The following is a 26,499-nucleotide window of genomic DNA, read 5'->3' on the forward strand; positions in this document are numbered from 1 at the left end:
GGACGAGGCGGAGAAGCCGTTCGACGGGCTTACGTCGCCACGTTCGGCTGGGGCGACTACGTCACTCCTTGATGGGGTTAAACAACAAGCTCAACCGAGATTGGGCAGTTGCCATCGGGGGTGTTGCCCGTTGCCGAATGAGGGCACCTGCCCGGCCGCGCGCGGCCCCGCCGACGCGCGGGACGGGGAAAGCCAGCGCCCGATCCCTCCAAACGCTCCACACGTCCCCCGCCCTTCCCGCCCTTCTTCTTCCAGGCCGGGCCGGTCGTGGTTCTGGGACCCCAACGACTTCTCCCCACCGCCCTACCCCGACATCGCCTGGTGATGGAACCTCCTCGACGCCTCGGCTTGAACAGCAATCACGGCCTGCCCGGTCCGAGCGTCGTCACAGGATGCCCGCTTCTCGGCCGTCAAGAGCCTCTCCGAACTTCTCCTTAGCCTGCCCGCTGAGATCGTCCATTTTGTTATTGGCCTGATCGACCACTCCGTTGAGATCAAGGGGAAGGTCCGCGCCCCCGCATTGGCTGGCCGGGCCGCCAAGGGGGATCCCGGCAAGGTTGCCGTTGCCAGTTCCAGTCCCGTGTGTGGTGCTGCCGCGCGCCTCCGCGCCGTGGTGATTCATGCAGGTGGTCGCGAAAGCGGGCGACAAGAAGTCGCCCACACCGCCCGCCGCTGCGGGGGCCGCTGCCGCGACTCCGGTACCGACAAACGCTGCCGTGACAAAGACGGCGCTTATGACCATGCGAGTGCTCATACCTAGCGAACGATCAACAACCACAGCAGTCACTTGCGAGATAGCCACCCCGGTGGAGGTTAGAAACTCAAAGACGGGGCCTTCGGTCAGGGTGATGGGCGGGATTTCGAACGGGCCGTGGCCGGGCAGATGGTCATGCAGTCGACGACGGCGGAAATGCACTGAGGCATGTGTTCGGCGTAGCGGGCGATGTTGGTGATCAAGCGCGCAGTGCATGAGGATCTGGTCATGGAGCATCCGGCGGTGCGCCTATCTGGCGCGCACCAGCGGGGCGTTGGCCGGGCTGGAAGGCATCCTGGAGCGTGATCCGGGTCATGGGCTGGCGCCGGGCACTGTTGGTGGGCCGCCAGGCCGACGAGCTAAGAGCTAGAGGCGAGCGGTGGACCCTTCGCCGTGCTGTGTTGCAAACCCCCGGTACGGGGGTAGTGGAAGCAGTCGATATGTCGGCAAAGAACGAAAACAGCCGTTGCGCGGTGATGGTCCACACACCCCGGTCGAACACCGCGCGGTGCGCGCATCGTCCTGTTCCACGCGGTTCCGCAGAAGAAGAGGGCGACGTGGTAGCGCGGTGGAACTGCGGTTGTGCGCGGGCGGACACGCCCGGTGCCGTGCTTCCGGCCGGTGAGGACTGACAGTTTCTGTCCGACGCGGCTAGGGCAGTTTTGGGCGGCAGGCATGAAAGGCGCGCATTTCCCAGCCTCCCTCACTGTTGATCGCCAGTCCGGCTGTACGACGGACCGGCCGCCTTGGTCGTCACCGACTTGGAGGACTGTCCATGGGGACCGATCTGCCGGAGGTGAGCGCCCCCTGCGTGCCGGGAGCGTGGCCAGTCCTGGGGCACGCCCCGGCTCTGCTCCGAGATCCACTGCGGTTCTTCGGGTCCTTGGCAGACCACGGTGAGATCGTGCGTGTCCGTCTGGGTCCGGTCCCGGTTTATGCCCTCACTCACCCGGCTCTCGTCGACCGGGTGCTGGTCACCGATGCGCATCTGTACGAGCGCGGGCGGCTGTTCGACAAGCTGTCGGGAATCGTCGGGCACGGTCTGCTGACCAGTTCGGGACCGCCGCACCGCGCCCAGCGCCGCATGGTGCAGCCGCTCTTCCAGCGAGAGCAGATCGCCCGCCACCTGGGGGCGATGCGGGCCGCGGTCACGGAGGTCACTTCCTTGTGGAGGCCCGGGCAGCGTGTCGCGGTCGAGAGCGCCGGCAATGACATCGCCCTGCTCGCGGTCACCAACAGCCTGCTTCCGCCCGGAACCGGCGGGCAGGTGGCGCAGGCGGTGAAGGAGAACCTCCCGGTGCTGATGCGCGCCCTCATCCTGCAGATCGCCCTTCCGGAATGGTGGATGCGTCTTCCCGTCCCCGGCAACCGGCGCGCCGAGCGGGCGGTTGCGAACCTGCGGGGGGCCATCGCCGAAGCCCTCACCCGCCACCGGGCCGCCCCGGCCGGGGGAGGAGACTTCCTGTCGAGCCTGGCGAGCGCACGGGACGCCTCGGGTAAGCCACTGGACGACGAGGCGGTCATCGACCAGGCGCTGGCCCTCCTCGTCGCGGGCGTGGAGACCACCAGGTCCACGCTCGCCTGGGCCTTTCACGAACTGGCCCGACACCCGCACGCCGAACGGCAGGTCCACGACGAGGCCGACGCGACGGCTACGGAGGAGATCAGCGATCCCAAGCAGTTACGCCGGCTCTCCTACACCACGCGGTTTCTGCAGGAGACTCTGCGCCTGCACACCCTCAGCTTCTTCATGCGCCGCACCCTGGAGCCCTGCGACCTCGGCGGGGCACGCCTGGCGGCCGGCGCGGAAGTCGTCCTCAGCCCGCACGCCCTGCACCACGATCCCCGCTGGTACACCGACCCCGAAACCTTCGACACCGACCGCTGGAAGCCCGGCACCCCGACAGTCCTCAAAGGCGCCTATCTCCCCTTCGGCTCGGGCGCACACCGGTGCGTCGGCGAGCACTTCGCCTTCACAGAGATCCTCACCGCCCTCACGATGATCTGCTCACGATGGCGGCTGCGTCACCTTCCCGGCACCCGCGTGCGCGAGATTCCCCGCATCGAGGTGCACCCCAGCACGTTCCACATGCTCCTCGAAGAACGATGACGGCCCGCCACCCCACCGCAGGCCCCGCCTCTGATCGCCAGCACACGCCCACCGGGAGAACCAACACCCATGAACGGCCCCCGCATCGCGGCCTTCCAGCGGATCTACGACGGCATCAACGCAGACGACCTCGACGCCGCCGTCGCCAGCTACGCCCCCGACGTGCACTACGAGGAGACAAGTCTGTACTGGGACCTGCACAGCCGCCAGGAAGTACGGGACAACTTCGGCCCCTGGTTCAGCTACGCGGCTCTATGCGCGGAACTCGTTGACGGCATCGAGACCGAACACAGGGCAGCTGTCCAATGGCGGTTCTCCGGCGAGATCCGCGCCGCGCTGCCCGGCGTGTGGCCGGCCGAAGCCGTCGGCCGTCAGTTCTCCTTCCTCGGCACCACGATGGCCACCTTCAACGAGGAAGGGCTCATCAGTCACGCCGTCGAAGTGTGGAACCTCGCCGAACTCCTCAAACAAGTCGGCTCACTCCCAGCCTGACCCCTGACCCCTGACCCCTGACCCCTGACCCGTGACGGCGACAGGTGACTGCCGCGAAGCCGGCCGGCGTAGGCAGATGTGCAGCAGAAGCGAGGGGCAGGTCGGTGGCTGTGCGCTCCGACGGCGCCGGTATCAACGACGAATGCGACAGCCCACCCAGATCAGCCCGCCCACCCGATGTCACGGACCTCGATCGCTCCGGCGTGCGGCATGAACTGGATCCAGCACCGTCGGCCGAACGCCTCCCGGATCTCCTCCACTGAGCCGACGTCGCGCGCATCGGGCCAGGCCCGCGGATCCATTCGCGCAACTTCCACCAGCGCCATCACCTCCTTCCGGGCCCGGTCGTCCGGCAGCTGCGCCATGACCTCCACCGCGAGCTCCTCCACCACCGCGCCGTACCGCATCCCGCGCACCCCCGGGTGATCGACTCGGGCAGCAGCGTACGAAGGAACCACCGATCGCGTTCCGGCCTGTGGATAACCCGCGTTCGTGCCGCTCAACGGCCCCGGAGACCAGCCTTTCCACGGCGGGGCGCTGGGACGACAAGCCTCCGGGGTCAACCAGCCCCGGAGGCTTGTCCCTTGCTCCGCAGACCCGTTCAACGAACGGGGTCCGACGGCGTCACACCACGGCGGCCTGCTGTGCTTCGCCAGTGCAGCGAGCGGGGAGCGCCGGCCTTTCCCGACTGAACGCAGCTGCTCCCAGTCGACATCGGTCCTCGAGGCGAGCGCGTCGACGGACGCCGTGGTGTAGAGCGCGACGTCGACGGCCCCGGCCCGGGAGGTGACGAAACGGACCTCGATCGATTCGGCGGGCCTGATCCACTTCAGGCGCAGCATCCAGTCGAAGCCGGCCTTGCGGACCCGGAGCCGCTCGGCTGCTTGCTCCGGTCCGAGCGGCGTGTCGGTGGCGACCAGCTCCGCCAGGTCCTCGCGCTTGCAGACCTCCGCGACCTGGCCGGGGTGGACCAGTGAGTCGACTGTAGATGGCGCTTCTATCTGATCACCTACGAATACTCGGACAAGATCCTGCGCGACATTCGGCAGAAGGACAAACCGGAGGGCCTCGCCGACGACCACCACGACTACGAACTCTGGGTCAAGAGTTGGGGCGAGATCCTGAATACGGCGGAGAGGAAGCTGCTGTTCTTCCAGAAGCAGCTGAACTACGAGGCCACCGACGACCGCGTCACGCAGCACCTGCGCGGAAGCTACTCCCGTTTCATCCCGGAGGCCCTCGCTGACCACGGCCAGAACGGCGCGGCAGCGTCCGACAGCAACACGGGCAGTTGAAACAACGAGCACGTTGCGCCCCTGACCTGGGTAGAAGCCCTCACGTCCGGGACTGCGGAGAACGCGTTGCACCATCGGTTTGCAGTGAGGCCAGCCGACAGTACGAGACCCCGAGACGCTCCGTTGCTGAAGGTCAGCGCAGACGCCAGAGGTCGGCTGGAGGAGCAGGCCGCGCACGTCCACGGTCAGGCCCTGCTTACGGCCCGTCGCCGGCAGTGCAGGAGTACGGCGGGACGGGTCCAGTTCGCGATGCGGGACTGGACTCGTGCAGTTCAGGCGGCCACGACAGGTTCGCCGCTCAGTGCGACACCGGCGCGGCGCAGCTCGTCGAGTGCGGTGCGCGTGGTGTCGGCGGCGACGCCGGCGGTGTAGTCGAGCAAGACCCGCACCGTGAAGCCCGCGCGCACTCCGTCCAGTGCAGTGGCCTTCACACAGTGATCGGTCGCGATGCCGACGACATCGAGGTCGGTGACATCGCGGGCCTTCAGCCAGGCGGACAACGTCGTACCGTCCTGGGTGATGCCCTCGAAACCGCTCTTCGAGGCGGAGTGCGCGCCCTTGAAGACGACCTCGTCGACGTGCCCAGAGTCCACGGCGGGCGCGAAGTCCGGATGGAACTCGCCGCCTTCACTGCCGACGACGCAATGCACGGGGAACGAGTCCTGGAAGTCGGGGTTTTCGGAGAAGTGGGCGCCCGGGTCGATGTGGTGGTCACGGGTGGCGACGACGAAGGCGTACTGCCCGTCGGCATGCCCGGCCAGCTCGGCGATGGCGGCGGCCCGGCCCGCGCCGCCCTTCACCGGAATGCTGCCGCCCTCGCAGAAGTCCTTCTGCACATCGACGATGATCAGCGCACGACGCATAGAAAAGCCCTTTCCCTCGGATGAACCGCTCCTGGATGGTCGCCCTTGCGTCAGCTGGCGTGCGCGCCACTCACCGGTCGTTCACTCAAACGTGCGCGGCGCGCACGCTAACCAAGGTGCAGCGCCGTCTCCAACGGGGACCGCGGGGTGCCGTGAGACGGCCGAGTTCGACCGTCGCCGAGACAGGCGGTCGGTACGGAAGCCTGTGAGGACGAGGACTGATCGACGAAGTCCCAGGCGGATACCCAACTCACCGAATTCGTCCACGGTTCCGGAACCGGGCTCCTGATGCCCGACGGGGCGGGGTGAAAACGGTGTGTCCCACGGATTCACCGGATCGTGCAGATAAGCCACCGTTTAACCGTTTCGCCGTTCTTCCTCGCTGATGCTAGGGGTGCGGCCGTCGCCTTCCGGGGGAACGTTGTCTGTCGTTTTGGCATGTCCGGTCGCACGCATCATCCGACCAACAGAGACGAGTCATCGTGCATTTGACTCCGCATGAGCAGGAGCGCTTGCTGATCTATGTCGCGGCCGACGTAGCAGCGAAGCGTCGTGACCGGGGGCTGCTTCTCAACTACCCCGAGGCCATGGCTCTGCTGACGGCTCACGCCCTTGAGGCGGCGCGCGACGGTAAGACGGTCAGCGACGTCATGGACTCGGGCCGGCAGTTGCTCACCCGCGCCGACCTGATGACCGGCGTCCCGGAGATGATCGACGTCGTCCAGGTGGAGGCCACCTTCCCGGACGGCACCAAGCTGGTGACGATCCATGACCCCATCCCGGACGCCGCGGTGAAGGCCGAAGGCCAGGTCCACCCGGGCAAGATCGAGCACCCCAAACCGCAGCGCAAGCCCAATTGCCCGGGCGACCGCGACACCGGCTCGCACTGCTGTTGCGACAAGTGCGAGGACGAGGCGGCCTGGACCGACCCGATCGAGTTCAACGAGAACCTGCAGGACGACAAGACGAAGATCAGGGTCAGGAACACCTCCGACCGTCCCATCCAGGTCGGCTCCCACTACCACTTCGCTGAGGTCAACCCCGGTCTCACGGTGGTGAGGGTCGGCACCCGCACGTCCCCGAGCGACCCGTTCGACTGGAAGGAGCCCTCGAACGGATCACTTCTCAAAGAGTGCGCCGAGGCGAAGGGGCGTCGGCTCAACATCGCCGCCGGCAAGTCCGTGCGATTCGAGCCAGGAGACGAGTGCGTCGTGGAGCTGGTGAAGTTTCAGGGCGAAGCCGCGACCGACACCGACCAGATTCACGGGCTGCGCAAGGGGAAGGTCACGCAATGACAGACCAGCCGGCGTCGGGCCAGGACGGTCCGCATCACAAGAAGAAGCCGAGCAACTGGCTGAAGCGGACGGACTACGCCGCTCTGTACGGGCCCACCACCAGGGACCGCGTCCGCCTGGCCGACACCGACCTCACCGTCGAGATCGAAGCCGACTGGGCCGGCGGGCCGGACCACAGCGGCAACGAGATGGTCTGGGGCGGCGGGAAGATGGCCCGGGAGTCGATGGGCATGTCCCACTTCGACTCGCGTGGCAAGGGCCCGGACGACCCGGAGGACCAGCCCGGCAACCCGGATTACATTCCCGTGGACACCGTCATCACGGGAGCGCTGATCCTCGACTGGTGGGGTGTGGTCAAGGCCGATGTCGGGATCAGGGGCGGCAACATCTGTGCCATCGGCAAGGCGTACAACCCCGAGACGATGAACCCGAGGGACTTCCGGGGGCTCGATGTTGAGCTCACTCGTAAACAGGCGCTGGATGACGTCCCACCGTCGTGGAAACCGGAGAACTTCGTGGTCGGCCCGGGCACCGAGGTCATCTCCGGCAACGGCCGGATCCTCACCGCGGGCGGCGTGGACACCCACGTCCACTTCATCTGTCCCGACGAGATCCACGAAGCCCTGGCCTCGGGCGTGACCACCCTCATCGGTGGCGGCACCGGCCCCGCCGAGGCCAGCGCGTCCACCACCGTGACCCCGGGCGCGTGGCACATCACCCGGCTCTTCGAAGCCCTGGACGAGTTCCCGGTCAACGTCGGCCTGCTTGGCAAGGGCAGCACGATGAACACGGCTGCGCTGCAGGAGCAATTGGAGGCCGGTGTCATCGGCCTCAAGGTGCACGAGGACTGGGGTGCCACGCCCGCGGTGATCGACAAGGCGCTGGAATTCTGCACGAACAACGAAATCCAGGTCGCCCTGCACGCCGACTCGCTCAACGAGGCCGGATTCCTGGAGAGCACCAAGGACGCCATCAATGGCCGTTCCGTTCACATTTTCCACATCGAGGGCGCCGGAGGAGGCCACGCCCCGGACATGATCGAGCTGGCCAAGGAGCCGAACGTCCTGCCCGCCTCGACCAACCCCACCCGGCCCTTGACGGTGAACACCGTCAAGGAGCACATCGACATGCTGATGGTGGCCCACCACCTCAACCCGGACATTCCGGAGGACATGGCCTTCGCGGATTCCCGCATCCGGCCGTCCACGATGGCGGCGGAGGACCTGCTCCACGACATGGGCGTCATCTCGATGATGTCCTCGGACGCCCAGGCGATGGGGCGCATCGGCGAGATGATCATGCGCACCTGGCAGACCGCGCACGTCATGAAGGGCCGCTACGGCACACTGCCCGAAGACCGGGCGTACGCGGAGATCCGAACGATCGCAGTCGATATCGATCCCGAGAACACCAAAGACCGGGCCAAAGTACCGAATCAGGGTGAAGGGGAGCATTCGTTCCAGGAGGATCCGGAGGTGCGGCTGCCGAACGACAACTACCGGGCGCGCAGGTACATCGCCAAGTACACGATCAACCCGGCGATCGCGCACGGCATCGCTACGCACGTGGGCTCCGTGGAGCCGGAGAAAATGGCAGACCTTGTGCTGTGGGAGCCGAAGTTCTTCGGCGTCAAGCCGCACAGGATCCTCAAGGGCGGCCAGATCGCCTACGCGCAGACCGGCGACGCCAATGGGTCGATCACGACACCGCAGCCCTACCTGCCGCGGCCGGTCTGGGGCTCTACCGGGCACGCCCCGGGAAGCAACTCGGTGAACTTCGCCGCTTCGAAGCAGGTCGACAAGTTGAACCTGCGATTCGGCACCACCCAGAGCAGCGGGGATACTGCGGCCGCCAAAAATGCTGCGAAGGCTCTGGCCGATGCGGCCGATGCAGCTGAAGAGGCCCTTGAGGCCGCTATGGCCAGGGCGGAGAATGCGGCCCAAGCGGCCCTTGAGTCAACTCAGTCCGCTGAGGCCGATGACGCCGAAGCGGCCGATAAGGACCTCAAGGCCGCTGAGGCCGTCAAGGCCCTTGAGGCCGCCCAGAAGGCTAAGGCCGCCGCGGATGCTCTGGCCGATGTGGCCAAGAAAGCCGCTCGGGCCGCTCAAGAGGCTCAGGACGCTCAGGGGGCGGTGGGAACGGTCGGTCTCAACAAGAAGTTCGTCGCGATCACGGACACCCGGGACATCAAGAAGAAGGACATGCTGCTGAACAACAAGGTGGCCAAGGCCAAGGCGGTTGACCCGGATAAGGGGGTTGACCTCGAAGTCGACCACAACACCTTCGAGGTCACCATCGGCGGCGCGACGACGGGGGACTCCCGCACCGAAATCAACGGTGTGACCGTGCCGCGCGCCTATGTCAGCGAACTGCCCATGGCGCAGCGGTACTTCCTCTTCTGATCCGGTGCCCGCCCGGCCTTGGGCGCCACCGCGCCACGGCCGGGCCCCGGGCGGGCGCGATGTGCCCGCCCGGAGGCCACCGCCTCACCCTCCGACCCTGTGAAAGGCAGCCGCTCGCCCATGAGCCGCGCAGCCCTGCTCCTCCTGGCCGACGGCCGCTTCCCCGCCGGTGGGCACGCCCATTCCGGCGGCGTCGAGGCCGCGGTCGCCCACAAAGCCGTACACGACACCGACAGCCTGGAGGCGTTCTGCCGCGGGCGTCTGCACACCACCGGCCTGACGACGGCCAGCCTCGCAGCCGCAGCTGCCGCCGGGCTTGACCCGCTGCTGCTGGATGACGCCGCCGACGCGCGCACCCCCGTCCCAGCACTTCGTGCCGTCGCCCGCAGGCTCGGCCGGCAGATGCTGCGCGCGGCCCGTGCCACCTTCCCCTCGGCCGCACTCGAAGAGCTGGCCGCCGCGCGTCCCCAGGGCGCTCACCAGCCCATCGTGCTGGGCCTCGCCGCACGCGCCGCCGGGCTCGCCCCGGTGGACGCCGCCCATGCCGCCGCGTACGAGAACATCAGCGGCCCGGCCACCGCAGCGGTGCGCCTGCTGAGCCTCGACCCGCTCAACGCCTCGGGGCTGTTGGCCCGCCTCGGCCCCGAGACGGACGACGTCGCCCAAGCCGCGGCCGAAGCCGCGACCCGCGCCCTGACCGAGGGCCTCGACGCCCTGCCGTCGGCCTCCTCACCCCTGCTGGACATCACCGGGGAGCAGCACGCCGCCTGGACCGTCCGTCTCTTCGCCTCCTGAACCCCTAACCCCCCAATGCGCAACGGAGTTGACATGCACCTCGACCACTCTGAGACGTTCCCCCAGCGGCACACGCACAGGGCCGATCCGCTCCGCCCCGACGGCAGCCGTCGCGCCCTCCGCGTCGGCCTGGGCGGCCCCGTCGGCTCCGGCAAGACGGCCACCGTCGCCGCGCTCTGCCGCACCCTGCGCGACCAGTGGCAGATTGCCGCCGTCACCAACGACATCTACACCCGCGAGGACGCCGAGTACCTGCGCCGCGAAGCCGTCCTACCGGCCGAGCGCATCACCGCCGTCGAGACCGGCGCCTGCCCGCACACCGCGATCCGCGACGACATCTCCGCCAACCTGGAAGCCGTCGAGCATCTGGAAGAAACCCTCCACCCCCTCGACCTCGTGCTCGTCGAGTCCGGTGGCGACAACCTGACCGCCACCTTCTCCAAAGGCCTCGTCGACGTACAGATCTTCATCATCGACGTGTCCAGCGGCGATGACATCCCCCGCAAGGGCGGCCCCGGCATTACCACCGCCGACCTCCTCATCATCAACAAGACGGACCTAGCTCCGTACGTCGGTGCCGACCTGGACACCATGGCCACCGACGCGAAGCGACAGCGCGGCGACCTTCCCGTCATCTTCACCAGCCTCACCTCCGACGACGGCATCCGCGACGTCGCCGACTGGGTCACCGGCCACCTCACCCAGTGGCGCGCCGGGGCAGCCGTATGAGCCCACCCACCCAACTCGCCGCTCCCCAGGCCACATCCAACCGCTACGTTCCCTCAGCCGACGCCCAGGAGCCGGCCGGACACCCGCACGGTGTACGTGCCACGGCCCGGATCCGCGCCGCGCACAACGGACGCGTCACCACCCTCCCGCAGATGCGCAGCGACGGCCCGTTCTACCTGCGGCGCATGCGCACCGACGGCAGCGCCGCCACGGTGGGGATCATTGGCGCGATGAGCGCCCCGCTCGGAGGCGACCGGCTCACCCTCGACATCACCGCCGAGGACCGGGCCGAGCTGAAGGTCATCACGGCTGCCGCCACGCTCGCCCTGCGCGGCCCCACCACCGACGCGGCGACCTACGACGTGCGGCTCACCGCCGGGGAACACGCCCATCTGCGCTGGCTGCCGCAGCCCCTGATCAGCGCCGCCGGCAGTAACCTGCGACAGACGTACACCGTCGACCTCGCCGCCACCGCACGGTTGGTACTGCGGGAAGAGCAGTACCTGGGCCGGGCCGACGAGGAACCGGGCCACCTCGTCAGCCGCATCCTGGTCCACCGTGCCGGGCGTCCACTGCTCGACCAGCGCACGGCATACGGGGCCCCAGAACCCGGCTGGGACGGACCGGCCGTCCTGAACGGGCACCGCGCCGTCGGCCAGCTCCTGGTCGTGGACCCGCGCCTCGACGTCCGACGAGACCCCGTACTGCTCGGCGACGGCACCAAGGACGGGTGCGCCGTCCTCGCACCGCTGGCGGGCGGCCCGGCACTGCTCGCCACCGCCGTCGCACCCACCACCTCGACGCTGCGGGAACTGCTCGACGAGGCGTACGCACTCGCCCTCGCCCGCTAGCGCGGACGGGCTGCCGCCCCCGACTTCGCTGATCCGGCACAGCCGCTCACGTCTCGAACAGGCCCGGTCAATCTGCGCCGTGATGAAGTCCATGGCTCCGCCGCTGTCCGCGAACGTGCTGGATTGGTGGCGTCCCGTACGCAGCTCCCAGGGGAGGGACCATGGGCGAGGTCGCCACGGCGGTGTCTGAGGAAGCGTTCTCCGCACTTGCCGAGAACTTGAGCCACACCCTTGAGACCCGCGCACTGCTGTGCGTCATCGCGCCGGAGGACGTCCAGGGTGAGGCCGTGGTGGAGGCCGCTCTCGGCCGCTGTGAAGGGGCGGACTCCGTCTTGGTCACGACCGCGGCACCGGGCAACCTGGCGGCGCTTCTGGACGCCTTCTCAGTTCCAGGAGTTGCTGATCTTGTGTAACAGGAGTTCCACGGACGCGTCCGGGTTGGGTACCGCCCGAGGCCTGGCCGAATTCGACGGCTAGCCTGACCGGGCTCGAGACGTCCGAGCGGGCGTCGGCGACATCCGGGCGAAAACGGGGAAACGGGGAACAGACATGGGCAGACGTGACGAGCACGCGGTGTCACGCAGGCAGGCGCTCAGGCTGGCCGGGACGGGGATCGGGCTGGCCGTACTGGGGGCAGGGGCATGGGGGTGCAGCCCTGAGGAGGAATCGGGCGCGTCGGGCGGCGGCACAACTGCCGGTGGAGGCCGGGGCGGTGACACCGACAAGGGTGGTGGCACCTTCACCACGCCGCCCCCGGGTACCGCGCCCAAGCCGCTGTGGCAGCAGGAGACAGGCAACGACAACCTGGCCGGGATCCACGCGCTCGCGGTCATCGGGGACACGGTCGTGGTGTCGGGTGACCCGCTGGCCGGGCGTGACGTCGTCAGCGGCAAGGAGAAGTGGTCACGGTCTGGCGTCACCATTCCCGGCGCCAAGCTGATCACCGGCGGCGGGACGCTCTATCTCGCCAGCGCCGAGTACGACGGCGACGTCGTGGGCCTGGATCCGGCCACGGGCAAGGAGACCTGGCGCAGCCGCCTGGGCAAGGAGTACGAGCAGCCGCGCCCCATCGCGGCCGACGACCGACACGTCTACGTCCTCGCCGGGATCCTGGAGGAGGACCTCTCGTCGCCGACCAACGTGATCGCCGCGATCGACACCACCTCCGGCAAGATCTCCTGGCGTGAGCAGCGTGACAAGGGAACCGAGGAGTTCGGCATCACCGCCGCGGTCGTCGGCGGGCGTCTCGCGTACACCGACTACCGGAAGAACGTGACCGTACGGGACGCGGCGACGGGCCGGCAGCTCTGGACGAAGAAGATCGGCAGGTCCAACTACTACCGCTTCGCCGTGCACGAGAACCTGGTGATCGTGCCGGACGGGGAGCGGCTGCGGGCGTTCGAGCTGGCCGCGGGCACGGAGCGCTGGTCGCTGGCGAATGAAGAGTTCACCTGGTTCAACGATCCGCAGGTTCTGGACGGGGTCCTCTACGCCTCCGACGGCGCGTACGGCATGTGGGCGGTGGACCCCGGTACGGGCAAGCAGATCTGGCACAACGAGGATCTGGTGGGCTCGGCTGCGCAGGCGTGGCAGTTCGCCAAGGTGGGCGGCACGTTGTACGGCGCGACCGAGCACGACAAGAACGGCGGCGTGCACGCCTTCGACACGGCGACCGGGAAGCTGCGCTGGACGTACAACGACAACACCGGTGACAGCGAGAAGTGGTACGTGGTCGCGGCGGGCAAGCGGCTGGCCGTGATGCACGCCGAGCGGCTGTACGCGCTGCCGGCAGTTTGAGCCGACGGGGCAGCGGACAGAAGCGGCGGCGGGAGCCTGTAGTGCGACACCGACCCCGCCCTGGTCGCCATCACCCCCGAAGGCGTCAGCTGCGCCCCGGCCCCCGGACCAGACAGCCGGCGCGTGGGAGATACCCCGCATCCCGTTGAGCTACGACCGGGCCGTCCTCGCCGGTGCGGTGGTGCGGGAGAAGCACGGTGGCTCGATGGAGAACAGCCCGCGCGCCAGCGGTGGCGGAGCCTGGTCAGCGCCAGGCGAGGTCACCTGCGCGCCACCCGATGAAGCACTGCGGGACCCGCCATTTCCGGTGGGGCCCGCAGACGTCTGCTGCTGTGATCAGGGGGCGAGGTCCAGTACGCGGACCGGTTCACCTGCCCACCGGTGCGGGGCAGTGGTCGCGATGATCGTGCCGTCCGTACGGTCCGGGGTCGGCTGCGCCGCGTGCTGGCTGTGCGCCGTGGCCCAGGTCTCCTGCCGCGCGACGGCCAGGGCAGCAGCCAGGTCCAGATCGAGGACGGTGATTCCCGGCAGGGAAGCCAGATGCTCGGCCGTGCCAGGCTGGGCGCGATCGGCTTCCACCAACGCGCACGCCGGGGCGTACAGGAACCAGCCCGATTCGGCATGGGCGCGGTGGATCAGACGGGAAGCAAGGAAGTTGCCCTGGCCGGCTGCGGTCATCGCGGTGTCGTCCAGGACGATATGCACAGCGTCGCTCACCGGCTGGTCACCTGGGCCAGGCGCCGGTCCAGCTCGCTGTCCAGGTCCTGCTCCTCGACAGCGGTCGGCGCGTAGCCGTTCCACTCCTTCGACGCGGCCAGGGCCTTCTCTGCCCGCTCGGCACGCCCGGCCGGAGTCAGCAGCGTCTCAGCGAGACGGGCGAGATACGCGCGCAGCGACAAGCCCTCAGCGGCAGCTATAGCGGCCAGCCGGTCCTTGGCTTTCCTCCCGTGGGGAGGCGGGGGAGGGACGGCGCGGCCCCGCCCAGGTGACAGCACGCGGGCGGGGTCAGAGGTGGGGCCTCCACGGGAACCGGGCGGCCAGGGGCCGGCACGCGAACCGGCGCTCTCCTCAGTTGGCAGTGCGGCGTTCGTCGTCCAGGTGAGCCATGGTGTAGCCGCGTTCGTCGGGATGACGGGCCAAGCGTGCCATCACCCATGCCGTTCGGGCGTCCATCCCTTCGCCGAAGTCGGCGGCCAGGCGCCGCGCCTGCCACGTCGTGCGCGGAGCGAGCACCCACCGCACGAGCGGGAACCGGACCCGGCTGGTGCCGGCAGTCGTCCGTCCTGCCCCATCAGAGGAAGGCTCGGAGGGGAGATCACGGGTGCTCGGGTCGACCACGACCACGAGTCTGGCGACGGCCACATCACCACGACGGATATCGGGCCGTAGGTCACCGAAACGGGCGGCCTCGCCCCCGAGCGTTGACGCCTGCTGGGCCTAGCGGCAAGAGCTGAAGGCCGAGCAAGGAGTCGACTTCGTGGATCGCGCCCCGCTCGGGCACGGGCGCGCCGTACGGTCATTCCACGCATGGCGACCGGGCAGTGACGCCGGGTCAGGCAGGGGAAGGATCTCAGGATGGTCAATGCCCGTACGTACCCGCTGTGGCGGGATCTTGCGATGAGCGAGGACCTCCCCAAGGAGCCCTCAAGACGGTGATTGAGGCCCTGTGCGCCCCGGCGATCAGCCCTCACGGCATCGGCCCCCAGGCCGACCGGTGGCGGGAGGAAGCCCTCGAAGCTGGCCTGCCCGCGCTGCTGGCCCGGACCTCTGCCAAGCGGCTGCGGAACCGGCTTCTGGTGCAGGCCGACGAGAAGATGCCGGCCGCCCTGGCGGCAGACGGCACGGTGACCACCGCTGACCTGCCCGCCATCCTGTGCACCCGCCGGGTCTGGGCCGGACTGGTCGCCGGTCTCGCACGACACCCCGACCAGGTCGAGGCGGCGATCGCTCTCCTGCCCCGCCTCCCCGGTCAGGAGGTGGAGCGGTCGTCCGGGACTGGGATCTGGACCGCTACACCCGCACAGATGGTACCGAGCCGCCCCCGCCCCTGCCGCAGGCACTGTTCGACGCCGTCCTGGAAGCCTGCCTCACTCGGCTCGCCGCGTACCTGCACCACCCGGAGCCCGAAGAGGGCTGGGAGGCCGTATCGGCGTTCTCGAAGGACTGGTCGCTGGAACTGGGCGACAACAGTGCCTGGGCGATGCCGGCCAGGTGTCCCGAACGGTGGGCGGAGCTCGCCGCACACCCCACGTTTGGCCACCGGATGGGGTGCTGCTTCTTCGGCGATGCCGCGGGCGGCGGCCGTCGGGTCTCGAGGGCCTGGTCGTGGTGGGGGTAGGCGGCGTTGTTCTCGCCGAGGGCGTCGTCGGCCAGGGTCCGGGCGGCTTTGGTGCCGACCCGGGTCTCGGCGGCGGGATCGGTGGTGGGCGTTGGTGCTGTGGGCGGGGTGGTCCGCTACGGCCGGTGGCCTCCTGGCCCATCCGGCCAGTGTGTCGGGCGTGTCTGGAGTCAGCCGCCGCTTGTTGCGGTGTCCGGTCTCGGGTTCCCAGTTGCGTAGGGGCGAACGTTCTCAGTTGACGGCGCGTGTTCCTGGGTGGGCTCCGCCGGGTCCACAAGATCGTCTCTGCTGCAGGCGGTGTGACGGCCTGCCGAGCGCGGGGTTCAGGGTTGCCGTGTGCGGGCGAGGGGGGTGCCAGGGGCGTCGTCCTGTGTGGCGGTCGGGTGCAGGCACCCGGTGCTGTCTGGGGTGACGAACCCGTAGATGTACTCACGGATTCTGTCCTCGGTTCGGGCGGCCAGGCAGGTGGAGCCGAACTCTTGGACGAGTGCGAGAAGGTGTGGCGACCGAAGGTCGCGTTCGCCCCAGAAACGGGGGTGATCAGTCAGGGCCTGATGGAAGTCGGCCACCCCGGCCGTTGCGATGTGTATCCCCATGGTGGCGATCATGGCGGGAGCCTTGGCCGTTTCAGGCGAAGGTCCGCACGCAGACGTCGAGCCGTGGCCGCCGGGCACGGCGAACTCGCGGCCCGAACAGGAGGCTGCCGTCCCGGTTGTCGTCTTCAGTGAGTGGTTGCGACGTACTGGTCCGACGACAACGCGAATACCCGTACTGGCCGGCCGCAGGTGGGATTGACGGTTTCGCGGACCGGATGCATTCCCAGTTTGGTGATGATCCGTTCGGAGGCGTCGTTGCCTGTTTGAGTGATGCTGACGATCTGCTCCAGCCCTCGCTCTTGGAATCCGAACCGTACGGCGGCCGCAGCGGCCTCGGTGGCCAGGCCCTGTCCCCAGTGGGAACGTCCCAGGCGCCAGCCGACCTCGACCGCCGGCAGTACCTCCGGCAGGAAGTGGGGCACCGAGAGGCCGGTGAACCCGGCCAGCTCGCCTGTGGAGCGGATCTCCACGGCGAACAGGCCGAAGCCGCGTGACTCCCACTCGCTCTCCCATGCCCGGATCCCGTCGCGGGTCTGCTGTTCGTCACGGACGCTGCCGTCACGGATCCACCGCATGACCTCGGGGTCGGCATGAACGGCAGCCATGGGCGCAACGTCTTCCTCGCGCCAGCGGCGCAGGATCAGACGGGGAGTCTCGAGCATGACCATCCGACCATTGTTGATCACAAAGCTCCGTTGTGTCGGGGGTTGGTGCCGGGCGGGGGTTGACGGGGTGTGGGGAGTGTTGAGGGATGGGGGTTGAGTTGCTGAAAGTGCCAGGAGTTGTACTGCATGCGCGAGGACATGGCCCAGGCGGTGTCGGCGACGGCGCTGAGGATCCCCCGAAGTGCCGGCCGGCATCCGGCAGGGGCACGACACAGCAGAAGTAGTGGGTGAGGTCCCACGCGCAGATCTGCTCCCACTGCTCGTCCCGCATTGCCGCGATCAACGCGGGCAGGGAGCGCATTCCACGGCTCATGGCGAAATCGGCGCGCAACGCGGAGGCGACCGCGGCGACCGTGCGATGTACCAGTGACTCCAGGCCGGTGCCGTAGCCGGAGTGTGGCTTGGCCAACCAGGCAGGGTCGCCGATGACCTCCTCGCCGAGCTCGGCCAGGGTGGTGCCGGTCAGCGGCAATCGGGCTCGCAGGTCCCGGCAGACTGCCGCCTCCGCCTCCAGAGCGGGTCCGGCGACGGACCCGGCGACTCGCTCGATCTTGTGCATCAGCGCGCCGTGGATCTCCCGGTAGAGCTGGGCGCTCCTGCCGACCTCGGCCCGTCGCTGGCGCAGGCCTTCGGCCAGGGCGGCAAGGTCTGCCACACGGTGGGAGGCGGCGGGCGCGATGCCGGCAACAGGCAGGATCTCGTTGTAGCCGCGGCGGATGCGTTCGAGCATGAACGCCACGTGGTCGGTGGTGATCTGCGTGCCGTTCGCCTCCTCCACACGGCCGAAGCCGGACGAGGCGGTCAGCAGTGACAAGCACACCACGAGCTGCACGTCGCTGTCGGACCACAGCTCCAGCGGCACCCCGCTCAGGCTGCTGAGGGTGCAGTCGGGGTGTCCGGGCCACAGGGTCTTGCCGGTGATCGTGTTCTGGTCGCGGAAGTTCGTGTACTGGCTGTTCTCCTGGTACAGCACGAACGGCGCGGTGCGCTGTGCCGCTTCCTTGGCCTGCTCCAGCAGCTCGTCGCGACCCTCGCCACCCTGACCGGCCAGCCACCGAGGGCAGTCGGCGACGGACTCGGCCTGGCGCTCGACGGCACGCGACAGTTCCTGCTGGTGGAGGTGCAGGACCCGCTGCGACCAGGGCACGCGTAGGACGCCGCCGGCCAGGCGATCGCGGTCGAGGGGCGGTTGGGAGGGACCGCGCAGCACGATGCGGCCGCTGGTGCTCAGGGCTGTCTCGCCGGGGAAGGCCGGTTCCTCCTCCCCTTCGCCGTCCCCGCCCGGCGCGGCCGGACCGCAGGCGGCCGGCTGTCCCTCCTCTCGCGCCAGGTCAGGCCGAAGAGCGCCTTGAGAGCGGCCTCGTCGCCGTGGCTCGTCGGTCTCGACCAGGGCCGCAGCGCCGCTTGAGCGGCGCTCGAACCGCGCATCAGCACTGCGCCGGACGACCGCAGCGGCGCACCGAGGGGCGTCGGGCCGCACCGCGGTACCTGCCCCGCACCATGACTCACGACCTGTCGAGAGGCCGCCGAGCGGCTGCCCGCGGGACAGCCACAACGGTGTCGTCCTCCGGGGTGGGACGATGCCCCCGTTCGGTGACGGGCCACCGGTGCACAGCCTCGGACCGTCCTCGTCCGTCCGGCCCCGCCCGACGCTCCCACCGCAGTACGGCCGCATCAAGGCACCGCAGTCACGTCGTACTCATGCCGCGTACAGGTCGAACGTCGAGGTCCGCCGAGGTCCGGCGATGACGTCGAGCCGGGGGTCCACCGCGAGCATCGCCTGGTGCATACGCTGCAGTTGCGGTGAGGGCTCCACCCCGAGCTCAGTGATCAGCCGCTGCCGCAGCCGGCGGTAGACGTCGAGCGCAGAGGCCTGCCGCCCCGGCCGGTAGAGGGCCACCATCGCCTGCGAGTGCAGCCCTTCGTTGCGGGGGTGACGTGTGATCAGATCGGCCAGCTCGGCGATCAGCTCGACGTGCCGGCCCAGCCTCAGTTCGGCGTCGATCCGCCTCTCGCGGGCGACCTGGCGGCCCTCTTCCAGCCGCATCACCTCTATCTGCAGGATCGGTCCGGCATGCACGTCGACGAGTGCAGCGCCTTCCCACATCCCCAGTGCTTTGCTCAGGCAATGGGCCGCGCGCGCAGTCGACCTGCCGGATGGTGTGAGCGGGCGGTGGGGTGGCAGTGGGTGGGCGTCAGCGGGACCGGGGTGGTGATGTTCTGGCAGGAGGTGTGGGGCGGGGCGGTGGCCGCTGTCATGAGGACCAAGCGGCTGGTGTGGCTGGCAGGTTGGTTGCTGGCTGTCATGGCTTTCGCTCTTCCTACCGGAAGGGCTGGCTGGGCAGGGTGGGCTGGGCCGTATGACGGTTCAGGGGGTCTCGGCGGGTGGGGCCGGGATCGGCTGGTGCTGTGCCGGCCGGGGGCGCGTCGTTGGCGCGGGGTGTGGTGGTACGGCGGCTTCTCGCGGTGGATGGGGAGGGGACGCTGCGGCGGTTGCATGTGCGGATCGCGGCGGAGCGTCCCCGCTCGAGCGGAGCCGAGAGTGGGGAGGTCGGCGACAGCGAGTCGAGCGGCAGCGTCCCCGACAGACCCCTGCCGGCCATGAAGATCGTCGGCCTGGACCACGTCATCGACACGTACCCCACGCTGGAAGCCGCCCTCCGGACGTAAGCGGGCCTGTCGGCCTTCACACGCCGGGCCGGCTGGTGCGAGCCCGGCCGGCGACGGCTTGGACAGCCCCGCCCCAGTCAACCCACCGAGGCGCCCGGACCGTGCCATTCGCAGAACAGAACGGTGGCGTCGTCCTCCAGCCGTCCCTGGTGGTAGTCCATGACGGCGTGCATAAGACGGCGCAGCGTCTCGTCGACAGGCAACTCGTCGGCGTGGTGGCGGATGATGAAGTCGGTGAAGCGCTCCACGCCGAATTCACGGCCGTCTCTGTCGCGGGCTTCGGTGATGCCGTCGGTGAACAGCAGCAGCCGGTCGCCTGGCTCCAGCTGCTCGGTGCACTGTTCGACCGGCAGGTTGAACCCGCTGCCCATCGGCCCGGCCGGCGGGCAGCGCAGCGTGCTGGCCCAGCGGCCGCCGCGGATCAGTACCGGCAGCAGGTGGCCCCGGTTGACCCAGCTGAACTTGCCGGTGTTCAGCTCAAGGTCGGCGAGGATGCCCGTGGCGTAGCGGCTGTGCCCGAACTGCTCGATCAGGGTGTTCTCGATGGCTGCGCTGGCTTCGGGGATGGTTGCGCCGGCGCGGCGGTGGCTGCGGCAGGTGGCCATCGACAGGGCCGCGGTCAGGCCGGCGGAAGTGTCGTGGCCCATCGCGTCGAAGACCGCCAGGTGCAGGACGTCATCGGCCACCGCGTACTCGAAGGCGTCCCCGGCCACCTGGTAGGCCGGTTCCATGAAGGCGCTGATGGTGACCCGATGGTCGGAGAAGGTCCGCGGCGGCATCAGCGCCCACTGCAGCTCCGCCGGCACTCCCATCGGCCGGGTGCGGATCAGCCGGGCGTGGGAGTCGCTGTGGGCCCGCTTGGAGACCAGCAGCAATCCGGCCATCGACGCCAGCGCCCGCACCACGTCCTCATCGGGCTTGCCCCCGTCGCCGGGAGGGGGCTCGACCTGCAGGACCCCCAGCCGCTGGGTGCCGTCCCGCACCGGCACCCAGCACGCCCCTCCGCGCGGCGACACCACGATCTCTGTGAGCTGGTAGGCGCGGCCCGGCAAAGTGCCCTCGATCCGAAACTCCTCGCCACCTTCGCCGGCGCTCAAGCCGATGCCGGTGACCTCGCGCAGCACATCCTCCTGAAGATCCGCCACGAACAGCCGCGCTCCACCCGCACCGGCCTCCTTCGCCGCGGTGTCGAGCAGACAGCGCAACTGCTCGAAGGGCGCCGTGTGACTGGCCTCCAGCAGCCCGGCCAGCGCACGCGCCAAGCCCTGCGCCGTCATACCCGCCTCCGCAGCCCAGGAACCGGCCCGCCGACATCCCACTCTTCCGCCATGACCTACCCCCCTACAAGCGCAAGACCACAAGGGCCCGCGAACCGATGAACACATGCCACCGGGAACCACGGACTCAGCCCGAAGGAGCGACCACCGGCGCGACCAGCCCACCCTGACCCCTCGGCGGGGGCAGACATGACGACGGTCTCCACCACTCTCCCACCCTGGCCTCGGTCAGCCCGCATAGCCCCGTGACTGTTCACGGCCCCGCCCGCTTCACGCTCGGCCCACACCTGGACCTTGCCGGTCCGACAGGTGCTCCCCTGAGCTTCGTCTCACCTGTGGCGGCTCACTGCCGACGCCGACTCCCAGAGCAGTCGACGGCTGATCGGTGATGTACGGTGATATGCGGTGATGTGCTCCGGTATCGACCTCGTGGCCGATGACGGGCCCGATGATCCGGACGAAGTGATCGCTCTGGCGATCGCGGGAGTGATCCGGCAGGAGGGGTTCCGTCATGCCCGCATCTACGGCGGCCCGTCGCGCGTACGGTGGCGGTACGACCCGCCGCCGGGAGGATCAGCCGATGAGCGCGGAGCCCGACCACCCACCCGTCCCGCCCTACGCTCCCGCCCCGGGAGCTCCGGCCGAACTCCTCGCCCAGCTGCGCGCCGACCGGCGTGCGGAGCAGTGGGTGCCGGCCTCCGAGCAGGAGTGGGCGACGGCCGTGGAGTTCCCTGTCAGGTCAGTGTGTTCAGATTCCGCGCGGTGACCGCCGAAGGGCTCCAGGCCGGGAGGTCGTCCCCCCGATCCGTGACCAGATCGAGCAGCTTGTCTGATGCACATCTTTGGGCCCCACCGCACCAAGTTTTTCGGGGACCGAGGATGTACCAAGTTGATCTGGCTCCACCGGTATGACACGGCAGTTCAGGTGAAGGCCCGGCTGGCCTGTGCACCGACGACCTTGACGAGCTGATTTCCCAGCGCATCGCCGAGGGCCGCACGATCACGGTGATGCCCAGCCGACAGGTCCCGTCATCGCGTGCGGCCGAACCGCCGGTTCGAGCAGCGACAATGTCCGGTGCTGCGCATCCAGGCCGACGCGGATGCCGACCGGCATCGGCAGATTCGGGCCGGCATGTCCGAACTCTACGTTTGCCAGGACCGGGATATCACGGCCGCCGAGGACGTCGAGGACTATCTCGGGGAGGGTCGGGGACGCATCGGGCGCGCCCGACCCGAGTCCGTCGATAGCGTGCGGAACACCCACGACCATGCCGGCGATTCGATCGAGGATGCCGCAGTGCCGCAGTGTCTGCAGATAGCTCCACACGTGCGATGCGTGGCCGCCCATCTCCTCCCAGAACAGCACCGCGCCGTCGAACCCCTCGAGCGGCAGCGCGTAAGGCGTCGCCTGCGTCAGCACGATGCGATTGAGCAGCCCGCCGATCAGGCGACCTTCGGCACGGCCAGGACGCCAGCACTCCCACCACGGGGTGGCGGGCAGCGCACCGATCGCCTCCGTGCCGGTCAGCAGCGTCGAGTAAAGCTTCTCAAGCTCCGCTCGGCGCGCCGCGGGCGCGGCCTGCCACGCCCCGCCGAGACCGGGCGTGGCCACGTCGGCATGGAACCCGACCAGACCCGTGCGCGCATAGAGCACCAGATGCAGCAGCGAGATGTCGCTGTAGCCGAGGATCGGCTTGGGGTCGGCAGTGATCGCCTCAACGTCGATCAGGTCGAGATAGCCGAGTGCCGTATGGCCGCCGTCATGCGCGATGATCGCGCGCACCTCAGGATCACGCAGAAGAGCGTTGAGTTCCTCGGCGATCTCCGCCGGCCGAGCCGCACTCCACCAATGGTGCCGCCCAGCTTCGAGGAGCGGTGCCCGACGCACGCGGAATCCCATCCGCTCGAGTACGACCACCGCCTGCTCGAGGTCGGGCTCGTAAACGGCATGGAGCGGCCCGGACAGCGACGCGATTACAACGAGATCTCCGGGCCTCAGGGCACGAGGCCGAAGCAGTTGAGGCAGTGCGGAACCGGTCACCGACGCAGTCTCCCCACACGCCCGACAACACGCCACACATTTACGATCGACCACCCGGCCCGCATACCGCGGCTGGTCCCAATAGGCCCGAAACCGCACGAAGAGCTCGGCATCGCCGTATGAGGAACCGCGGGTATCAGGTGCCGGGCGGGTGGAGAGGGACGACGTTGTCGGGAACCGGGGCGGGCTGGGCGGCCGTGCGGTGCTGGTGAGTGAGAACGGCGTTGGCGACGGTCAGGCTGGTCACGAACTGGCGGAGCTCTTCGAGTTCCGTTCGCTGGGCGGCGATGGTCTTCCTGAGCTTGGTGACGGTTTCCCTCAGCCGCTGCTCGGCTTCGGGGACCTGACGGGCTTCGTTGCATACGACGCGAACCAACCATCGCAGCGCAACAGATGGCGCGTTGCGCCCTGGCTTGCCGCGGAACCCAGGATCAGGCGTCCGGGACCGGTGCTGGCCCCCACATGTTGCTGCGCAACGGTTGCTGCCGTGTCCGGGTTCACAGACAGCCAGAACACTCCGCAGCTCCCGGACGGCGCGCTCGTGGCGGTGTTCGGTGAGGATCGCCTCGTACAGCTCCAGGACGCGCCGGCGGACCAGGCCGGTGCGGTAGCCGTCCGACAGCGTCGTCACGGCGTGCTACTGGTACTGCACCCGGCGGGCCTCGCCGAAGCCGCCGCCTCCGGCGAACTCGCACCGACGGACGTCCCGCGCTTGCTAGTTCTGGTGGGTGTGGAGGTGTTGGAGTGTTTGCCAGCGGCGTTCGAAATTTGGCGATGGTGTCGAGTGATGGGTGGGGATGGTGCGTCCGGTGGCCGGCCCAGATGGTGTAGAGGCGGAAGGAGAGGAGGTAGCGGCGTAGGTGGCCGGGGCTGACGGGTTTGTTGCCTCGGCCCCGCATGTCGTGGTGTGCGAGGTATGCGGAGAGCTGCTTCGCGCCGGGCTCGTGGTGGTGGTGTTCGCTTTGGTAGCGCATCCACGCGAGGTAGTAGCGGTCGACGGTGGTCAGGGACAGCGGTTCTGCAGCCGCGGGGCCATGGTCTGACGTTCGGTCGGTGTGGATGCTGGGTTGTTCGTTGGCTGCCTGCGCGTCGGTAGCTGAGGGTGTCTCGTCGGGCTCGTCCGGGATCACGGCAGGGGTGCGGCGGGTGGCTGGTCGGGGGGACGGCTGGGTGTCTGCGGGCTGGTGGTCTGGAGTGGGCGTGTCGGTGCGGGTCGGCTGATGGCCTGGCCGGGAGCGGCGGTTGTCGGTTGTGGCGGTATCTGGGTGGGGTGTGCGCGATGGCGGTATAGCGGTGTCGGGACGGCTGGCGCGCTGGTGTGTGACGTGCTGGGGGTTTGCGGCGTGGGTTCGTGGCGGCTGGCCGGCGGGGGCGCGGTGATCGTGGTGGGCTGTCGCGGTGTTGGGGTGGTGCGGGCGTTGGCGGAGGGTCTGGTTCAGTGGTTTTGTCTGCTGTTCGGGATGCGGGTGGCCGCTGGTGGTGGAGACGGCACCGGCAGGGGTGTCATCGGTCTTGTTGCCCGGTTCAGCAGCGGTGGGCTGGACATGGAACCATGCGGGGAATTCGTGGTGGCAGGGCTCGGTGAAGTGCTCGACTGCCTCGTCGGTCGCTGCCTGCGGTCCGTTCGCAGGCAGCAGCTTGTCCGGACCGGCCACCTCGGCCGGGGTGGCCTGCGGTGTTGTGGGCGGTTGATCTGTATCGGGTGTGTGTGCTGCCGGTGGGCCGGCTGACGGCGGTGGTGGTGGTGGTGAGGGTGTGCGCTCGGGTGTCGGAGGGAGACCTGTCGGAGAGCGGCATGCCGGTGGACGCAGGATGGGGCGCGATGCCTGCTGCTGTGAGGCCTGCGGGGGCCGTCTTGGCCAGGGGGAGGCCGTAGCGGGCCAGGCGCAGGGGCATCAGGGATTCCACCGGAGCCTTGCGGCGCCAGGCCCGGCCGAAGCGCGAGCGGAGGCGGGCCTGGTAGATGAGACGTTCCTGCTCCAGCTTGATGACCTGCTCGTAGGAGCGCAGCTCCAATAGTGAACTTCCGTCATGGATTGTGGTGGTCGTGGTGGAGCCTGGGTGGGTGATGGCTGATGCGGCGGTGGACGGCGGGGCGGGGTGGGTGGATGAGTTTGTGCTGGCGTTGGCGGCGCGGGGGGTGATGGACCGGTGGGCGGGCCAGCAGCAGGCGTGGGTGGGTGAGTTGCTGGCTTTCGCCCGGGTCCCGGTGTGGGAGGTGGGGCCGGGGGATGTGGGCGGCTGGCTGGCCGCTGCCCGGGAGTGTGGTGCGGGACCGCAGACGCGGGGGGAGATGGCGCAGGCGGTGTACCGGTTCTACGCGTTCGTCGAGGTCCGGCACGGGGGTTGGGTGGAGGAGGTGACGGGTGGGCCGGTGCGGCGGCCGGTGGATGAGTTCAACCGGCCGCGGCGTCTGGCCCGGGTGGGGGTGCGTGTCCTGCCGTCGGCGCGGGAGGTGGAGGCTCTGTTCGGTGCGTGGCGTGCCTGGCTGCCGGGCACGTCGGGCCGGGGTTTTCTGGTGGCGGCGCGCGGGATTATGTGGCGGCGTCGTTGTGGCGGCGGGTGGGCTTGCGGATCAACGAGACGGTCCGCCTTCAGGTGGGGGACTTCTATCCCCAGGTGGGTGCGTGCGGGGTGTTGCATGTGCGGTGCGGGAAGGGCGCCAGGGGCAGCGGGCCCAGGCAGCGGCTGGTGCCGGCGGTCGACGGGGTGGACCGGCTGCTGGCCTGGTGGCTGGGCGAGGTGCGGCCGCAGTTCGGCGACGGGTCGGCGGGTGGGCGGGCGGTGCTGCTGCCGAGCCGCCGGCACGCGCCGGCCGGCGGGCGGATGCCGGCGTGTGCGGTGACACTGCGCCAGGGGCTGGCGGTTGCGGTCGGGCGGTGGCTGCCGGCGTGGTCGGGCAGGCTGACGCCGCATACGCTGCGGCATTTTTGCGCTTCGCACCTGTACGCCTCGGGTGTGGGGCTGGAGGCGGTCGGGGCGTTGCTGGGGCATGTGTGGCTGTCGACGACGGCCCGGTATGTGCATGTGCCCGCCGAGCGGATCGAGCGGTGCTGGCAGGAGGCGAACGCCCGGGTCGCCGGGCGTCTGCTGGGTGCGGATCCCTATCCCGCTGCTGCTGGTGCGGTGGGGCCGTTGTGGGCGTGAGGGAAGAGACGGCGGGTGAGGACGTGCGGTGGGAGTCGCGGCTGCGGGCGGCCGAGCGGGGTGTTTTCGAGGCGGTTCAGATGCGCCGGCTGCTGGCGCAGGCGGGGCTGGAGATCAGCGCGGGGAAGATGTCGGCGCTGTGGTCGACGACGGTGGCGCCGGTGTCGGTGAGGCTGGACGATCTGCAGGTGTTGTGCCGGGTGCTGGGCTGTGACGCGGCCGGGCTGCTCGTCCTGGACACGCCTGCCGGGTGGGCGCCGCCCGCTGCCGGGCCGGCCCCGGCCGCAGGAGGGGCGCGTATCTGGGCCGGCGGCGAACCGGCTGCCGCGCCCGGGGGAGCAGGGCCCGGGGAGGGGCCTGGCCAAGGTGGCGTGGTGCGGCC

Annotated in this window: 22 protein-coding genes and 5 pseudogenes; 12 read left to right on the forward strand and 15 right to left on the reverse strand. The window is 69.2% G+C overall.

Annotation, left to right across the window (positions count from 1 at the left end):
- Positions 1-385 precede the first annotated feature (385 nt).
- A complete protein-coding gene (locus tag ACFWJX_RS39480) occupies positions 386-991 on the reverse strand; it encodes a hypothetical protein (RefSeq protein WP_383251774.1) in 606 nt (201 codons plus the stop codon).
- A 538-nt stretch (positions 992-1,529) separates the two neighbouring features.
- Here ACFWJX_RS39480 and ACFWJX_RS39485 point away from each other — a divergent pair.
- Both ACFWJX_RS39485 and ACFWJX_RS39490 read left to right on the forward strand, forming a co-directional pair.
- A complete protein-coding gene (locus ACFWJX_RS39485) occupies positions 1,530-2,864 on the forward strand; it encodes a cytochrome P450 (protein ID WP_383251776.1) in 1,335 nt (444 codons plus the stop codon).
- 69 nt (positions 2,865-2,933) lie between these two features.
- Positions 2,934-3,356 carry a nuclear transport factor 2 family protein gene (locus ACFWJX_RS39490; RefSeq protein WP_383251778.1) on the forward strand — a complete coding sequence of 141 codons (423 nt, stop codon included), beginning with the start codon at positions 2,934-2,936 and terminating at the stop codon, positions 3,354-3,356.
- Between the two features lie 161 nt (positions 3,357-3,517).
- Here the strand turns inward: ACFWJX_RS39490 and ACFWJX_RS39495 are convergent, their stop codons facing one another.
- Entirely contained in the window at positions 3,518-3,763 is a 246-nt protein-coding gene (locus tag ACFWJX_RS39495; RefSeq protein ID WP_383251836.1) for a hypothetical protein, read from the reverse strand.
- A gap of 1,160 nt (positions 3,764-4,923) precedes the next feature.
- Positions 4,924-5,514, reverse strand: coding sequence for an isochorismatase family protein (locus ACFWJX_RS39500; protein WP_383251780.1), 591 nt, complete (start codon positions 5,512-5,514; stop codon positions 4,924-4,926).
- A gap of 482 nt (positions 5,515-5,996) precedes the next feature.
- Here ACFWJX_RS39500 and ACFWJX_RS39505 point away from each other — a divergent pair.
- The 8 genes and pseudogenes from ACFWJX_RS39505 to ACFWJX_RS39540 form a co-directional block, all read left to right on the forward strand.
- Positions 5,997-6,293 (forward strand): annotated as a pseudogene (locus ACFWJX_RS39505) (urease subunit gamma); the annotation flags it as partial.
- Positions 6,294-6,455: 162 nt separating this feature from the next.
- Positions 6,456-6,809: pseudogene (locus ACFWJX_RS39510) on the forward strand (urease subunit beta); the annotation flags it as partial.
- A pseudogene (locus ACFWJX_RS39515) lies at positions 6,806-8,608 on the forward strand (urease subunit alpha); the annotation flags it as partial. The pseudogenes ACFWJX_RS39510 and ACFWJX_RS39515, both read left to right, overlap by 4 nt.
- A 723-nt stretch (positions 8,609-9,331) precedes the next feature.
- On the forward strand, positions 9,332-10,006 hold the full coding sequence (locus ACFWJX_RS39520) for an urease accessory protein UreF (protein ID WP_383251781.1): 675 nt from the start codon (positions 9,332-9,334) through the stop codon (positions 10,004-10,006).
- Between the two features lie 33 nt (positions 10,007-10,039).
- Positions 10,040-10,735: an urease accessory protein UreG gene (gene ureG, locus ACFWJX_RS39525; RefSeq protein ID WP_383251784.1), complete on the forward strand. Its 696-nt coding sequence runs from the start codon at positions 10,040-10,042 to the stop codon at positions 10,733-10,735.
- Positions 10,732-11,586 carry an urease accessory protein UreD gene (locus ACFWJX_RS39530; protein ID WP_383251786.1) on the forward strand — a complete coding sequence of 285 codons (855 nt, stop codon included), beginning with the start codon at positions 10,732-10,734 and terminating at the stop codon, positions 11,584-11,586. Before ureG ends, ACFWJX_RS39530 begins: the two co-directional genes overlap by 4 nt.
- Positions 11,587-11,747: 161 nt before the next feature.
- Positions 11,748-11,999 (forward strand): hypothetical protein, encoded by a 252-nt coding sequence (locus tag ACFWJX_RS39535; protein WP_383251788.1) that lies wholly within the window; start codon positions 11,748-11,750, stop codon positions 11,997-11,999.
- A 136-nt stretch (positions 12,000-12,135) separates the two neighbouring features.
- Complete coding sequence (locus tag ACFWJX_RS39540) at positions 12,136-13,383, forward strand: PQQ-binding-like beta-propeller repeat protein (protein ID WP_383251790.1); 1,248 nt, start codon at positions 12,136-12,138, stop codon at positions 13,381-13,383.
- 336 nt (positions 13,384-13,719) lie between these two features.
- On the opposite strand, the gene ACFWJX_RS39545 is transcribed toward ACFWJX_RS39540, so the two are convergent.
- The 7 genes and pseudogenes from ACFWJX_RS39545 to ACFWJX_RS39575 form a co-directional block, all read right to left on the reverse strand.
- On the reverse strand, positions 13,720-14,100 hold the full coding sequence (locus ACFWJX_RS39545; protein ID WP_383251792.1) for a hypothetical protein: 381 nt from the start codon (positions 14,098-14,100) through the stop codon (positions 13,720-13,722).
- A complete protein-coding gene (locus ACFWJX_RS39550; RefSeq protein ID WP_383251838.1) occupies positions 14,097-14,375 on the reverse strand; it encodes a hypothetical protein in 279 nt (92 codons plus the stop codon). Before ACFWJX_RS39550 ends, ACFWJX_RS39545 begins: the two co-directional genes overlap by 4 nt.
- A 76-nt stretch (positions 14,376-14,451) precedes the next feature.
- Positions 14,452-14,721 (reverse strand): hypothetical protein, encoded by a 270-nt coding sequence (locus ACFWJX_RS39555; RefSeq protein ID WP_383251794.1) that lies wholly within the window; start codon positions 14,719-14,721, stop codon positions 14,452-14,454.
- Positions 14,722-16,044: 1,323 nt separating this feature from the next.
- Entirely contained in the window at positions 16,045-16,329 is a 285-nt protein-coding gene (locus ACFWJX_RS39560; protein ID WP_383251796.1) for a hypothetical protein, read from the reverse strand.
- Positions 16,330-16,442: 113 nt separating this feature from the next.
- Positions 16,443-16,922 (reverse strand): GNAT family N-acetyltransferase, encoded by a 480-nt coding sequence (locus ACFWJX_RS39565; RefSeq protein WP_383251798.1) that lies wholly within the window; start codon positions 16,920-16,922, stop codon positions 16,443-16,445.
- A complete protein-coding gene (locus ACFWJX_RS39570) occupies positions 16,876-18,462 on the reverse strand; it encodes a hypothetical protein (RefSeq protein WP_383251800.1) in 1,587 nt (528 codons plus the stop codon). The genes ACFWJX_RS39565 and ACFWJX_RS39570 overlap by 47 nt, the downstream gene beginning before the upstream one ends.
- Positions 18,463-18,681: 219 nt before the next feature.
- Positions 18,682-19,122 (reverse strand): annotated as a pseudogene (locus tag ACFWJX_RS39575) (AfsR/SARP family transcriptional regulator); the annotation flags it as partial.
- A 353-nt stretch (positions 19,123-19,475) separates the two neighbouring features.
- Here ACFWJX_RS39575 and ACFWJX_RS39580 point away from each other — a divergent pair.
- Positions 19,476-19,652 carry a hypothetical protein gene (locus ACFWJX_RS39580; protein ID WP_383251802.1) on the forward strand — a complete coding sequence of 59 codons (177 nt, stop codon included), beginning with the start codon at positions 19,476-19,478 and terminating at the stop codon, positions 19,650-19,652.
- Positions 19,653-19,729: 77 nt separating this feature from the next.
- Here the strand turns inward: ACFWJX_RS39580 and ACFWJX_RS39585 are convergent, their stop codons facing one another.
- From ACFWJX_RS39585 to ACFWJX_RS39600, 4 genes and pseudogenes are all read right to left on the reverse strand, one after another.
- On the reverse strand, positions 19,730-20,929 hold the full coding sequence (locus ACFWJX_RS39585) for a PP2C family protein-serine/threonine phosphatase (RefSeq protein ID WP_383251803.1): 1,200 nt from the start codon (positions 20,927-20,929) through the stop codon (positions 19,730-19,732).
- A gap of 1,000 nt (positions 20,930-21,929) precedes the next feature.
- Positions 21,930-22,970, reverse strand: coding sequence for an LD-carboxypeptidase (locus tag ACFWJX_RS39590; RefSeq protein WP_383251804.1), 1,041 nt, complete (start codon positions 22,968-22,970; stop codon positions 21,930-21,932).
- Between the two features lie 136 nt (positions 22,971-23,106).
- The gene (locus tag ACFWJX_RS39595) at positions 23,107-23,601 is read right to left on the reverse strand and encodes a hypothetical protein (RefSeq protein WP_383251805.1); all 495 of its coding nucleotides are present in this window, start codon (positions 23,599-23,601) and stop codon (positions 23,107-23,109) included.
- Positions 23,602-24,768: 1,167 nt separating this feature from the next.
- Positions 24,769-24,989 (reverse strand): annotated as a pseudogene (locus ACFWJX_RS39600) (hypothetical protein); the annotation flags it as partial.
- 456 nt (positions 24,990-25,445) lie between these two features.
- Between ACFWJX_RS39600 and ACFWJX_RS39605 the strand changes: the two are divergent.
- Positions 25,446-26,117, forward strand: coding sequence for a tyrosine-type recombinase/integrase (locus ACFWJX_RS39605; protein WP_383251807.1), 672 nt, complete (start codon positions 25,446-25,448; stop codon positions 26,115-26,117).
- 76 nt (positions 26,118-26,193) lie between these two features.
- On the opposite strand, the gene ACFWJX_RS39610 is transcribed toward ACFWJX_RS39605, so the two are convergent.
- Positions 26,194-26,358 carry a hypothetical protein gene (locus tag ACFWJX_RS39610; RefSeq protein ID WP_383251810.1) on the reverse strand — a complete coding sequence of 55 codons (165 nt, stop codon included), beginning with the start codon at positions 26,356-26,358 and terminating at the stop codon, positions 26,194-26,196.
- Positions 26,359-26,499 lie beyond the last annotated feature (141 nt).

This window comes from Streptomyces sp. NPDC058335 (assembly GCF_042723915.1).
In the GTDB taxonomy this organism is placed as follows: domain Bacteria; phylum Actinomycetota; class Actinomycetes; order Streptomycetales; family Streptomycetaceae; genus Streptomyces.

Bases quoted from the DNA above. Each gene is read 5' to 3' on its own strand.
- ureG (WP_383251784.1), top strand. From the start codon at position 10,040: ATGCACCTCGACCACTCTGAGACGTTCCCCCAGCGGCACACGCACAGG.
- ACFWJX_RS39500 (WP_383251780.1), bottom strand. From the start codon at position 5,514: ATGCGTCGTGCGCTGATCATCGTCGATGTGCAGAAGGACTTCTGCGAG.
- ACFWJX_RS39535 (WP_383251788.1), top strand. From the start codon at position 11,748: ATGGGCGAGGTCGCCACGGCGGTGTCTGAGGAAGCGTTCTCCGCACTT.
- ACFWJX_RS39490 (WP_383251778.1), top strand. From the start codon at position 2,934: ATGAACGGCCCCCGCATCGCGGCCTTCCAGCGGATCTACGACGGCATC.
- ACFWJX_RS39520 (WP_383251781.1), top strand. From the start codon at position 9,332: ATGAGCCGCGCAGCCCTGCTCCTCCTGGCCGACGGCCGCTTCCCCGCC.
- ACFWJX_RS39565 (WP_383251798.1), bottom strand. From the start codon at position 16,922: ATGGCTGCCGTTCATGCCGACCCCGAGGTCATGCGGTGGATCCGTGAC.
- ACFWJX_RS39485 (WP_383251776.1), top strand. From the start codon at position 1,530: ATGGGGACCGATCTGCCGGAGGTGAGCGCCCCCTGCGTGCCGGGAGCG.
- ACFWJX_RS39585 (WP_383251803.1), bottom strand. From the start codon at position 20,929: ATGACGGCGCAGGGCTTGGCGCGTGCGCTGGCCGGGCTGCTGGAGGCC.
- ACFWJX_RS39530 (WP_383251786.1), top strand. From the start codon at position 10,732: ATGAGCCCACCCACCCAACTCGCCGCTCCCCAGGCCACATCCAACCGC.
- ACFWJX_RS39480 (WP_383251774.1), bottom strand. From the start codon at position 991: ATGCTCCATGACCAGATCCTCATGCACTGCGCGCTTGATCACCAACAT.
- ACFWJX_RS39495 (WP_383251836.1), bottom strand. From the start codon at position 3,763: ATGCGGTACGGCGCGGTGGTGGAGGAGCTCGCGGTGGAGGTCATGGCG.
- ACFWJX_RS39560 (WP_383251796.1), bottom strand. From the start codon at position 16,329: ATGATCGCCACCATGGGGATACACATCGCAACGGCCGGGGTGGCCGAC.
- ACFWJX_RS39540 (WP_383251790.1), top strand. From the start codon at position 12,136: ATGGGCAGACGTGACGAGCACGCGGTGTCACGCAGGCAGGCGCTCAGG.